Here is a 12,785-nt window from a genome sequence, read left to right as displayed (position 1 = left end):
ATATTGTTATCTCGCTGTCATGTAACAAATTTCACATTTCCCAATTTGATGCGCTTCTATTGGAATACGATAACAGAATTATTACAGGGGTTTGTCAGGTTCTGTGATCTAAACGATCTGCTGTTCTTTCAAATACATTTTTAATAATTGTGATTCTGCCCTCGATAAATGGTTGCCAAATGCCTTGCACAGGTTTAGTAGATAATATAAGCACAATAACCGCAGATAATAATGCGATTCCTAATAAATCGAAAATATTATTTACTTGAAAAACATCGCCCTTCCGGAATAGTTGGATCAGAAATCCATGCAGTAAATAGACATATAATGTCCTAGTTCCGAAGTGTGTTAACCTGCTGTTCCCTTGTGGAATCCATGCTAGAATGCTCATCGCCATGATTGCTGATGTGAAATAAACAAGTAATCGGGCAATTCCGCCGAATGCTGGCAAACCAAGATCATTATAAGGCTTCGATGCCAATAACCATCCAGAATTAAAATCAGGCGCAAAATAGATTGCTACCCCAACAACAGCTAACACTATTAATGAAGCAATCTTTACACTTTTACGTTTCAGCCACATGACATGGCCTTCCGTTACCCAATAACCGAGTAGGAAAAACGGGAAAAAGACGAATGTCCGCGACAAACTAAATGTGTGCCCGATTTCTCCGAAATAACCAACAAGTAATCCTATTAAAACTGCAAGTGACACACTAAACCATGCAGGTATCTTTTTAAAAATCGATAACAAGATATGCCAGCTAAACAAGCTACATAAAAACCAAAGCGACCATTGCGGATAAAATACGCCGGCCTGCCAACCATTTTTTCCGATATAGTAATAAAAAATCGTATACAGTAGTTGAAAAATCAAATATGGCACCAATAGTTTCTTTGCCAAGTTAATGATATATGCCATATTCCATGAACCTTTCGCATAAAAACCCGCAAGAAAAATAAATGCAGGCATATGAAATGTATATATCCACATATATAATGTGTTTATTCCGCTCGATTCTTCAATAAAAGGTTGAATCATGTGACCAAATACAACTAAAAATATTAAAACTAATTTAGCGTTATCAAAGTACGGGTTTCTCTCCAAACATCCTCATCCTTTTCTGTCTATATACTCATATACATGCAACTTACCCTTTTTCATATAGAATGAAAACCCATTTCCGGTCGATTTAATACAGCTGTAACGACTGTAAATAAATTGATAAGTTGTAGTAAGTTTGTAATACGATGAGTAAAAAAGTCATAAAAAAACTAAAACAAAGGAAGTAATGCTTATATCTATCAATCAGAACCATTTTTATCAACCAATTCAGTTATCCGTAACATATCAATGAAAGCTACTACTGCGCGGTTAAATAATAACAATTCCCGACTTAAGACTATTAAGGGATATCGCCAATGTTTTTATTGTAAGAGTCCCTTTTTAGAACATCGATGAAAAGGATATTTTTCAGGAAACAGTGCAAACTCTTCTGTATCGACCACTTCGAAAGTTGTGCCATTTTCATAATGAAATTTTCGAAAATAACAGAAATACGAGGAGTGTGCTTTGTGGAAAAAGCGTATAAAGGTACAAATAGACTGATTACAGGGATCGTATTCGGGGTTTTAACATTTTGGTTATTTGCCCAAGCAATGGTCAACGTCGTTCCAGCTGTTCGAGCGGACTTGGGCGTTGCACCAGCGACCGTAAATATCGCCATAAGTATAACAGCATTATTTTCCGGAATATTTATCGTCGCAGCTGGTGGAATTGCCGATAAAATAGGGCGTAAAAAAATTACGAATCTGGGCTTGATATTAAGTATTGCCGGTTCTCTTTTATTAGTCTTAGCAAACGGCGCAATATTACTTATCATTGGTCGAATACTTCAAGGGTTATCTGGTGCATGTATTATGCCTTCAACGATTGCATTGATGAAAGCTTATTTTGAAGGTGCTGAACGGCAACGGGCATTAAGTTATTGGTCGATCGGTTCTTGGGGCGGATCGGGTGTGTGTTCACTTTTAGGAGGAGCTATTGCGACTTATATGGGGTGGAAATGGATTTTTATCTTTTCAATCATATTTGCCGTACTAGCACTATGGTTAATTAAAGATACACCAGAAAGTAAAGTAGAGAACACGAAAAAAACTAAATTCGATGTTAGTGGCTTAATTGTCTTCATTATTACAATGGTTGCATTGAATATATTCATCACCCAAGGTTCAAAAATCGGGTGGACTAGCTGGATTACAATTGTATTAGCGGTGGTAACGATTATAGGGGCACTTGTTTTTATTAAAGTGGAAAAAGGAAAATCGAATGCATTAATCGATTTCGATTTGTTTAAAAATGCACCTTATTCAGGTGCGACCGTTTCAAACTTTTTGCTTAATGCTGTAGCCGGAACACTTATCGTAGCAAACACGTATGTGCAAGAAGGCAGAGGATTTACATCGTTCCAATCCGGCATGCTTTCAATCGGTTATTTAATTGCAGTTCTATCGATGATTCGCGTAGGTGAAAAGATTTTACAAAAAGTTGGAGCAAAAAAACCGATGATTTGGGGTACTCTTTTAACGATAATCGGTGTAGGAGTTATGGGATTAACATTCTTACCTGATCTCGTTTACACGGTGGTTGTATTTATCGGATATGCTCTTTTTGGTTTAGGATTGGGAATTTATGCAACACCTTCTACAGATACCGCCGTGTCGAATGCGCCTGATGATAAAATTGGTGCAGCTTCTGGAATTTATAAAATGGCTAGTTCCCTTGGGGGTGCATTTGGTGTGGCCATATCCGCGACTGTTTATGCAATGATTTCAAATACTAATGGAGTGCACGCTGCAGCAACAGGCGGTATTATCGCAAACGTAGCTTTTGCAGCAATCGCATTGTTATCCATTATCTTTATGATTCCAAATAACACCGGGAAAAAAGGATTGAAATAAAGCGGAAAGTCATATACACGATCCTGAGCTATCTTTCCTTTGAACAGGAACTATCTGTTATTAGGGATTTAGAGCGCTAGGGAAATTAATTTGATTATTCATTCCCTCTTATTGCAGTGTAGCATATACTGACACTGTAATAAGAGGAGGTATAAAATTGTATATATATAACAGGCAACCGCAAATGGGTGTGCGTCAACAGCCAGATGCACAAGAGATTATGCGGATACTTCGTACACAGCATGACAACTTATATTCACAGTTAGAGCAAGCCGGAATGAACCGAGGCATATCTGATTATTTATTTTTACTCGTTGTAAACTATACACTCAACCAAGCAAACACAAATCAATCTGCAAATCAAATATACAATCAATTTCAAAATCAAATCCCTTGGTTAAATCAGTTTCTCAGACAATTGAACATCCCGAAAAATTTACTTGATCGAGTATTAATCAGAGTTATTCAAATAACTTTGAATGAGCTTAGAACTGGCGGTGGGCAACCCGGTCGTGACTGGATTGGCTGGGAAGACTTAGGAGGTGTATTAACATCTGCCCCGACAGTAGCTTCTTGGCAGCCAAATAGACTCGATGTATTTGTAAGGGGAACAGACCAAAGTCTATACCATAAATGGTGGGATGGCCGCAATTGGAGCAATTGGGAACCTCTTGGTGGTATATTAACATCAGCACCAGCGGCAGTGTCCTGGGGACCTAATCGTATTGATGTTTTTGTAAGAGGAACAGATAATAGTTTATATCATAAATGGTGGGATGGAAGTCGTTGGAGCGATTGGGAAAACCTTGGCGGCGTCCTAACGAGCGGCCCTGCTGTATCTTCACGTCGCCCGAATCAACTTGACGTTTTTGTAAGAGGGACAAATCAAAGATTGTATAAAAAAACATGGAATGGTTCTCGCTGGGAGGAGTGGGAAGACCTGGGCGGCTCACTAACATCTGAACCAGCGGCTGTGTCTTGGGGACCAAACCGAATCGATGTTTTTGCCAGGGGGCAAAATCAGGATCTCATCCATAAATGGTGGGATGGATCTACTTGGAGTAATTGGGAAAGCCTTGGAGGCGTATTGACAAGTAGCCCCACTGTCTCCTCACGCCGCCCAAATCAACTAGATGTTTTTGTAAGGGGAACAAATCAAGGGCTATATCAAAGAACATGGAATGGTTCTCGTTGGGAAGAGTGGGTAACTCTTGGCGGAACATTAACTTCAGCACCAGCAGCCGTGTCTTGGGGACCAAACCGGATTGATGTATTTGCTAGAGGACAAAATCAAACCCTTATCCATTTATATCGCACGCGTTAATATAATCAAGGGGATATCGACAATATAGTCGATATTCCTTTTTATTTACTGAATGTTATTATGGGTACCTAAAAATTCGTTTCCTGCCAAAGTTTAACAATCTCTTTACACTAGTTTAATACTAGGTTAACAATCAAGAGATAGACTTAAATTGTACGATACTTTGGAGGAGGAATTTAATTGAAGAAAATGTTGAAGACGAAGAGTATGATTTTTGCGATTGCCGGAAGTTTAATCGTAGGAAGCTTTGCGGGAAACACATCACTTCAATCTGCTGAGGCAAAAGATCCACAATCGACGTCGAATGAAAAAGTGGAAAATGTCATTTTTATGATTCCAGACGGGTACTCTAGTGCGTATGCAACAAATTATCGATTGTATAAAGGCAAAGAATCAGTCATGGATCCACATCTTGTTGGCATGCACAGGACGTATTCCGCAAATTCGGAAGTGACGGATTCTGCCGCGGCTGGTACAGCGATGGCAACCGGAACGAAAACGAACAATGGAGTAATTAGTATGGATCCAGATGGCAATAAACTCGAAACAATTTTACAAGCTGCTGAAAAAAGCGGGAAATCTTCAGGATTAGTCGCTACTTCAACGATTACTCATGCCACTCCCGCAGTTTTCGCTTCACATGTTGAAACGCGCGCAAATGAGGAAGACATTGCACCACAGCTCCTTCAAAATGATGTTGACGTCATCCTAGGTGGCGGTAAAAAATATTTTAGTGATGATTTATTAAAGAAAGCTCTAAAAGATGGTTATGAAATTGTCTCAGATGCACAGTCGTTAAAAAACATAGATAAAACGGACAAATTGATTGGCCTTTTCGCAGAGGATAGTTTATCACCTGAATTGGATCGTGAAATAACTGATGAGCCAAGCTTGCAAGAGATGACGTCCGCTGCCATCGATGTTTTAAGTAACGACAAAGATGGATTCTTTTTAATGGTTGAAGGAAGCCAAATCGATTGGGCCGGCCATGCAAACGATGCGGCATGGGCAATGAAAGACGCTGAGGCATTTGAAGAAGCAGTAAAAGCGGCACTGGATTTTGCGAAAAAAGATAAGAAAACATTAGTCGTCATCGCAGGTGATCACGACACTGGAGGCATGTCTGTAGGCGGTTACGGAGGCTCAGGCGCTAATTTAGAAATCCTTAAATATGTCACAGCAACAGGCGATTACATGGCATCTCTGATAAATGAAGAACAGAGTAATATTCAAGAAGTCATATTGCACTATACAGGAATTTCATTATCAGAAGCTGAGATTAACCAAATCAAACAAGCAAGCAATCCAGCATTCCAGATTAACTCAATCATCTCGGAACATGCACTTGTCGGTTGGACGCATACTGGACATACTGGTACAGACATCCCTGTATACGCTTATGGCCCACAAGCGCACAAATTTTCGGGGCTTATCGAAAATACAGACTTCGCGCATTTAATGGCTGAAGCTATGAAAATACCATTCAAATAATAGTGAATAGACCGGTATGAATATTCACTACTTCGAATAAATAATCAAGGGGATATCGACAAAGCGTCGGTATCCCCTATTTATTTTATGCAATTGTAATGAATTTACCGAATAATGTCTTGCATGGGTACCTAAAAAAAATATGTCCGTACTATTTGTTCGACGCTTTTTTTCAATAAATGTGCTGTTTGGCACATAGATTCATGGAGAGTCATCGGTTTATCAATAATACTGTGGACACTGACAACGCCGTAATCGTAAAGGACTTCTACTCCTTCACCGACAGCACCTGCTAATATTATTGTCGGTACATTTTCCTTCATTGCAGCCTGCGCAACACCAAGTGGCGTTTTCCCTGAAGCAGTCTGATAATCTACTTGCCCTTCTCCTGTAATCACCAAATCTGCATTTTTTAAATAGCGGTGAAAATTGACATATTCAAGAACGACATCAATTCCTCGCTCCAGCTTTGCGGGGAAAAATGCTTGAAATGCGCCGCCTATACCACCAGCAGCCCCCGCACCCGGCAAATCATGAAGGGAAATGCCAGTCACGTCAGCAATTTGATTCGCCCAATGTGTCATGTTTTCATCTAGAATTTTCACGTCATCTGGAGTTGCTCCTTTTTGCGGTCCAAATACATGGGATGCACCATTTAAGCCAACTAACGGATTTTGCACATCCGATGCAATTAGAAATTTACTGTCCTTAATTCTCCGATCAATGAAACTCGTATCGATTTTTTCAATGTCAGCAAGTTTTCCTCCTCCGTAGCCAACCTCTGTTCCCGACTTATCGAGGAGCTTTACGCCCAACGCTTGAAGCATCCCTGCGCCGCCATCATTAGTCGCTGATCCGCCCAATGCGATGATGAAAGATGAAAAACCATCATTTAATGCTTGTTTGATCAATTGCCCCGAACCATATGTCGTTGCCTCAAGAGGCGCCAATTTCCCTTCAGGTACAAGCGCTAATCCAGAGGCACTGGCTATTTCAATAACACATGTTTCACCATTTCCTAGTATTCCGTAAGCTGCCTTTACCTCAACACCCAATGGTCCAATAACGTTTGCTTCGCGAATCTCACCGTTGGTTGCTGACACTAACGTTTCCATCGTCCCTTCCCCGCCGTCCGCTACAGGAAGTAAATGTGTTTCTGCATCAGCAAATGCATTTTTAACTCCTTTGTTAATGGCATTAGCAATTTCGACAGCACTCAGACTGCCTTTAAAGGAATCTGGCGCAATAATAATTTTCATATTTACCTCCAAGGAAAATACTTTTAATCTATTAATTTTATTATACGAATAGCTGTGTAATTCAATAATAGAATTAATATAGGAAATAGCATAGCAAAAGAGCTGGAAGAATGAATCTCTAGCCTATTCATTCTTCCAGCTTCATTTTTTATTAAGTTGATTTATCTGTGTTGGTCCACAAGGATAGGATTACCATCTGGATCTTCAATTGTAAAACTTGCTGGCCCTTCACTTGATTCATCTGCTTCAGTCAGCATTTTTACTCCTTTTGCTTTCAGCTCCGCCTGTAGATCTCGAATGTCAGTAAATGAGTCGAGATTTTCAGCATTTTGATCCCATCCTGGATTAAACGTAAGAATGTTCTTGTCAAACATCCCCTGGAATAATCCAATTACGGTACTTCCATTTTTCAATATTAGCCAACCTTGATTGATGTCGCCACCTAGATCTTGAAATCCTAGATTTTCGTAAAATGCCTTTGATTTATGAATATCTTTTACAGTTAAACTAACCGAAAATGCACCCAGTTTCATATTTTCTCCTCCATCTACCATTTTCTCCTCGTATGATTAATACAACAAAGCACCCCTAATCCCCTTCTTTTCTCAGGCGAAATAAACTTATCCAGGAATGTTGTCTTGCACAGGCACCGTCGTAATGCAAATTTACTGAATTCTCGCTTGACTGGTGCCTTAAAATGCCAATATGCCGAATGGGGTTTAAGTGAATTGTTTTTTGTGTTACCATACCTAAATACTTCTTGGCCAACATTTTTCAAGTTACTATTAAATAAATTTTTATCTGGAATATGATAAATACAATAAGGGAGACATTTAGATGCCCCAGGCAGTACCAAGTTTTCACTTTTTCAAAAAAATCTATTTACTTATAGCCATTTCATTAAAAGGATTTTCACAAGTTTTACTAGTGGGTAATGCCTTTTCAGGATTTCTTATTCTAATTGGAATTACATTGCACTCCCCTATTTTAGGTATAATGGCATTCCTAAGTTCTATCGTGGGAACAGTTACAGGAAAATATTGTGGTGGAGATCGATTATTAATTCGCAATGGGATTTATAGTTTTAATGCTATCCTGTGTGGAATTTCCGTAATTCTTTTCCTTCATGGGGATAAGCGATGGTTTATCGCTTTATTTGCCGCCAGTCTTGCTGCATTATCTATGAAATTGCTGACTAAAGTGTTGGATAAATGGAACATCCCCGTATTGACCATTCCATTTGTTTTTATCACATGGATAGGACTTCTAACGGCTTACCGTGTCGACACGCTTTATATGGATCCTGACTTTGTCATAAGTTCGCCCGCAATGTGGAATGTGCCCGTTGAAGGGACGCCAACTTTATTGATGGGGATGATTAAAGGAATTGGGGAAGTGTTCGTTATCGACTCGCTTTGGACTGGGTCGCTCATTCTTTTAGCATTGTTTTGGGTAGGATGGCGATTTGGGCTTTATGCGATCATCGGTACATTTGTATCGTGGTTAACCGCTTATTTCATCGGGGCCGATACGCATTCATTAAATTTAGGTTTGTATAATTATAACGCCGTTTTGACAATTATTGCCGTTAGTCTAGTTTTCAATAAAAACGCGAAAAAAACGCCATATAGCGGAATTATCGCAGCAATGTTAACAGTTCCTGTAACCGCAGGATTGGAGTTGCTTCTCGACCCCCTTGGACTACCTGCCTTAACATTCCCGTTCATAGTCTGTTCATGGTCATTTATCGCAATGGGGAAGTTTTTTCGGAGTTATAAATATAAACAAACGGTACAAGGGTTATCACCAATAAGAAGAAATAAGCAGCCGCTTTGAAGGGGTACTCCCCTTCAAAAGGCTGCTTACTTGTTGATGAAGGACAACTGTCGTTACATTAAAGGGCCTTGATGGTTATTAGGATCTGATTTATTTTCAGGATTCTTTTCTTTGGTAAAATCAGGCTCTTCTCCAAACTCGGTATTTAAATTAGGATTTGTAAACCTTCGACGATCGGTAGCCGTTTCCTCGTCCGGTTTTAGTAAAAGCCCTATACAAACAAGTCCACTAAGTCCAACAAGGGCGTAAATCAACCTAGACAGAGCCGCATCTTGCCCTCCAAAAATTGCTGCAACTAAATCAAAATTGAAAAATCCAATTAAGCCCCAGTTAATTGCGCCAATGATAACTAATGCCAAAGCAATCCTTCGAATTATTCCCATTGTATTTCACTCCTTTGATTAGACATTTGAATTGTTGTTGTTACAATTCGTTCTTATGTTTTACCAAAAAAGTTTTTTAATACATCAGGGAATTTTTTCGGACACTAATATCTTGATGTATCTGTTGAAAGGTGCCTGTGCATACTTGGATTATGGCAATTCACGACTTCGGATTAAGATAAGATCGCCAAAGTATTATACAATAGGCTTTCGATGGTACTCAATCGATTTTTAATAAATCCGCTGGTGTTACAATACCGAGAAGTTTTTCCGTTCTATTCCCAGTTTGCGTAACGAGAAGTGCTTCTATCCGCTTGCCTTGGCTCACTGCTTTTTTAAATATTCCTCTGCTTCATAAACTGAAAGATCTTGACTGACAAAACGATAAGTATTTTTCTTTTTTTCATGATAATAAATGTCGATCAAGAGTGGCATTTCCCCAGATATAACACCTTCATGATATTGATCTGCCAACCAATAAGTGATTCCGTTCGCCGTCACAAGCCCGATGAATTCGGAATTTCTATAGATCGGAATTTGATTGAATCGTTGTTTACGTATCAAATCTAGACCCATTGAAAGCGAATCCGACGACTTCAAGGTATGAACTTTCCTTCGAAACATTTGGCCAACAGTAACAGGTTTAGCAAGTTCACGATCGATATATTCAATCATTTTCACGATATCATCGTGAGGTTCAGCAATCGCATATTCGACATCATTCCTATTATGCACAATCGCATTCCGCAAATTCGCAAAAACACGTAACTCATCCTCAAATTTACGAATAACCGCGCTACCCTTCTTAGTTTTATCGATTGCGCGAAAAAGACATATACTCTGATAAGCCGCTCAATTTTTCCATTGCTTTCTCAATTCGATTATAAGCATAAATAAATCTATCTGAATTTCGAACACTCACGATACATCCTTCTTTCCGGTAATACCATATTGTTATGTTATCAAGTCCATAGAAGTAGTAATAAAATCCTTCCGATTGCAATCAAAAAAAGGCTATCCAGGAGTCATTGTTCAATGATGGCCTGAATAGCCCTTTTTGCATTAGTTTGTGAAAGATAATAAAGCATTTTGATCGAATTTTTGAAGTGCTAGTAAGGCTTCGTCTTTATCCTGGTATTCAAAGATTCTAATATTCATTTTCTCAAACACTGTAATTACCCACATTTTGCACTCTTCCTTTCCTATTATTTTTTTATTAAATCTATTTTATAAGCCATTAATTCCAAAAGATTTGTTCCTCTAACTTGACTCTAATTCTACTCCTATTTTTACGTATTTGACGTACTTTTAGAAAGAGTCACAAAGTCTTCATTTCATTTAGTCAAATTTATGAATACATTTAACTATGAGTTTAGTTGTCGAGAGAATTCTAGCTAAAGAACTGCACCCCCATTGTTATTCCAAGTCTAACAATTTGTTTCAATTTCTTTTCATTGCAAGTTTAACCGCAACATATACGACAACTCCAATTAATAGTAATTCTATCGCTATATATCCAAAAGACCATCCCCCGCCCATCATACCTTCGTAACCGTGAAAATGATGCATTGTTATTTACCCCTTTTCTACTTTATTTTTGAGTAACTACAATATGTTTTTCAAGGAAAGATAGTTCAATTGTCTTTAGCTTTATTTATAAAACTTCATAATGCTGATTACGTTCAATTACTTATCTAATTCTAATGCTACTCCATCTTCCTTAAGAAAACGCGATTTGTGGAAACATTCACAAAAAATCCAATTTATTTAGTCCAATTTGTGAATATTTTCGATTGCAGGTTTAGTTATTGTTCCTCTTTTCAGTACTTGTACTTTGCATCTTTTCTCATCTACGCGTTTAATTTTCTGAAAAGAAAGGAAGAAAAGACTAGATGAATATATAAGGAGGAGAATTTAAAATGGATCAATTACCAGAAAAAAATCAGTCTTTCTGGCGTACTACAGCTCAGGTTATAAGTTACCCGCAACTGGATGAAGACATTGATATTGACACTGCAGTTATTGGCGGAGGTGTTTCGGGCATTTTAACCGCGTATTTGCTTGCGAAGGAAGGACAATCCGTCGCATTGTTGGAGGCTCGCGAATTCCTTAGCGGAACAACCGGGGGAACAACGGCAAAACTGTCATCCCAACATCAACTTATCTATGATGATTTATTGCAACAAGATGGTATGGATATGGCGAAACTATATTACGAAGCCAATCAAGAAGGACAGCGACTCATTAAATCGATAATCGATGACATTGAGATTAATTGCGATTTCAAAGTCACTGACTCCTATGTCTTTTCAAGGTGCGTCGAAAATACATCAAAAATGGAAAAAGAAGCTAAAGCCTATGAAAAAATCGGAATCGAAGGCGGCATAGCCGACTCAATTCCCGTGGATTTAAAAGTGACTTCCGCGCTAGTTATGAAAAAACAATCGCAGTTCAATCCCGTCAAATTTTTGAATGCTGTTTTACAGGAAGTAAATTCATTGGGCGGGCGCATTTACCAGCACACCAGATATATGGGATATGAAAAAATAGACGACAAATTAATTCTTACTACAGATACTCCTTTTTCCGTGACATGTGATCAAGTGGTGTTTGCCACGTTATTCCCGGCTGAAGATCCAGACTCGTTTTTTGCGGACACGCTTAAACCGGTCACTTCTCATTTAACAGCATTTGATAGTACGGAAGCATTTGATGATGGTATATACATTAGCAACGATGAGCCAATACGAACATTCAGAGGCGCGCAGAATGAGGACAAACATGTTCTCATCATCGGGGGTGAGACTCATCCGAAGGGAGACGGCAAGTCGACAATCGAACATTATGAAGCAATCCGGCACTATGCGAAGGAGGAATTCGGCCTCACTGAATTTCTTGGATACTGGTCGGAACATGATCTTATCACACCAGATCGACGCCCATTCATCGGAAAAATTCAACCAGACAATGAAAAAATGTATGTGTTGACCGGCTATGGCAAATGGGGCCTTGCCGCAGCAGCAACAGGCGCAGAGCTCATCAAGAGCCTGATTGTCGGAGAGCAAAACCGATTTGAAAAGCTTTATAGCCCGGATCGCCAACTGCCTGAGGATGAAAGCAACGACAACGGAAGTGAACAGAGCGATGATAACCACATAGTGTCCCCTGTCAGCGAACAAATGGAACGGCTCGCTAAAGGCCAAGCACAATCAGTAGAAATAAACGGCAAAGCAGCGGGCATGTATAAAGACACCGATGGAAACATGTATTATCTCGACCTTTCTTGTACCCACCTTGGTTGTGAAGTGCAATGGAACGACGGCGATCGTACATGGGATTGTCCATGCCACGGCTCAACTTTCGACGGCACCGGAAAAGTATTAGCGGGACCTGCGAAAGAGCCTTTAAGAAAACTAGATTCCCTGCAATGAGAAATGCCAAGTATTTTGAAGGTACTGTGCGCGGTTAATCGAAACTACGTAATTTATGCATAAAAAAATATATTGCTATACTAAATTCAATGTTGTTTAA

At 39.2% G+C, this 12,785-nt stretch carries 12 protein-coding genes; 5 read left to right on the top strand and 7 right to left on the bottom strand.

Annotated elements, in window-relative coordinates; all coding sequences use genetic code 11:
* Nucleotides 1-94 precede the first annotated feature (94 nt).
* A complete protein-coding gene (locus tag G8782_RS10050) occupies nucleotides 95-1,108 on the bottom strand; it encodes an acyltransferase family protein (RefSeq protein ID WP_172370830.1) in 1,014 nt (337 codons plus the stop codon).
* Nucleotides 1,109-1,533: 425 nt separating this feature from the next.
* On the opposite strand from G8782_RS10050, the gene G8782_RS10045 reads away from it, so the two are divergent.
* The 3 genes from G8782_RS10045 to G8782_RS10035 all read left to right on the top strand — a co-directional run bounded on the left by G8782_RS10045 (nucleotide 1,534) and on the right by G8782_RS10035 (nucleotide 5,776).
* Nucleotides 1,534-2,961: an MFS transporter gene (locus G8782_RS10045; RefSeq protein WP_172370829.1), complete on the top strand. Its 1,428-nt coding sequence runs from the start codon at nucleotides 1,534-1,536 to the stop codon at nucleotides 2,959-2,961.
* A gap of 157 nt (nucleotides 2,962-3,118) precedes the next feature.
* Nucleotides 3,119-4,285: a PLL family lectin gene (locus tag G8782_RS10040; RefSeq protein ID WP_246231631.1), complete on the top strand. Its 1,167-nt coding sequence runs from the start codon at nucleotides 3,119-3,121 to the stop codon at nucleotides 4,283-4,285.
* A gap of 189 nt (nucleotides 4,286-4,474) precedes the next feature.
* Complete coding sequence (locus tag G8782_RS10035) at nucleotides 4,475-5,776, top strand: alkaline phosphatase (RefSeq protein ID WP_172371184.1); 1,302 nt, start codon at nucleotides 4,475-4,477, stop codon at nucleotides 5,774-5,776.
* Nucleotides 5,777-5,907: 131 nt separating this feature from the next.
* Here the strand turns inward: G8782_RS10035 and G8782_RS10030 are convergent, their stop codons facing one another.
* Entirely contained in the window at nucleotides 5,908-7,035 is a 1,128-nt protein-coding gene (locus tag G8782_RS10030; protein WP_172370828.1) for a glycerate kinase, read from the bottom strand.
* A gap of 161 nt (nucleotides 7,036-7,196) precedes the next feature.
* Entirely contained in the window at nucleotides 7,197-7,568 is a 372-nt protein-coding gene (locus tag G8782_RS10025) for a VOC family protein (protein ID WP_172370827.1), read from the bottom strand.
* A gap of 304 nt (nucleotides 7,569-7,872) precedes the next feature.
* On the opposite strand from G8782_RS10025, the gene G8782_RS10020 reads away from it, so the two are divergent.
* On the top strand, nucleotides 7,873-8,871 hold the full coding sequence (locus tag G8782_RS10020; protein ID WP_172370826.1) for an urea transporter: 999 nt from the start codon (nucleotides 7,873-7,875) through the stop codon (nucleotides 8,869-8,871).
* Nucleotides 8,872-8,924: 53 nt separating this feature from the next.
* On the opposite strand, the gene G8782_RS10015 is transcribed toward G8782_RS10020, so the two are convergent.
* The 4 genes from G8782_RS10015 to G8782_RS18615 form a co-directional block, all read right to left on the bottom strand.
* On the bottom strand, nucleotides 8,925-9,254 hold the full coding sequence (locus G8782_RS10015) for a DUF378 domain-containing protein (protein ID WP_172370825.1): 330 nt from the start codon (nucleotides 9,252-9,254) through the stop codon (nucleotides 8,925-8,927).
* A gap of 324 nt (nucleotides 9,255-9,578) precedes the next feature.
* On the bottom strand, nucleotides 9,579-9,989 hold the full coding sequence (locus G8782_RS18690; RefSeq protein ID WP_172370824.1) for a CBS domain-containing protein: 411 nt from the start codon (nucleotides 9,987-9,989) through the stop codon (nucleotides 9,579-9,581).
* 327 nt (nucleotides 9,990-10,316) lie between these two features.
* The gene (locus G8782_RS18620) at nucleotides 10,317-10,439 is read right to left on the bottom strand and encodes a hypothetical protein (RefSeq protein ID WP_281357916.1); all 123 of its coding nucleotides are present in this window, start codon (nucleotides 10,437-10,439) and stop codon (nucleotides 10,317-10,319) included.
* Between the two features lie 255 nt (nucleotides 10,440-10,694).
* On the bottom strand, nucleotides 10,695-10,823 hold the full coding sequence (locus tag G8782_RS18615; protein WP_281357915.1) for a hypothetical protein: 129 nt from the start codon (nucleotides 10,821-10,823) through the stop codon (nucleotides 10,695-10,697).
* Nucleotides 10,824-11,173: 350 nt separating this feature from the next.
* On the opposite strand from G8782_RS18615, the gene G8782_RS10005 reads away from it, so the two are divergent.
* Complete coding sequence (locus G8782_RS10005) at nucleotides 11,174-12,685, top strand: FAD-dependent oxidoreductase (protein WP_172370823.1); 1,512 nt, start codon at nucleotides 11,174-11,176, stop codon at nucleotides 12,683-12,685.
* Nucleotides 12,686-12,785: the final 100 nt, after the last annotated feature.

Source organism: Sporosarcina jiandibaonis (assembly GCF_013184495.1).
Classification (GTDB): Bacteria; Bacillota; Bacilli; order Bacillales_A; family Planococcaceae; genus Sporosarcina; species Sporosarcina jiandibaonis.
This window is presented reverse-complemented; position numbering and strand designations above follow the sequence as displayed.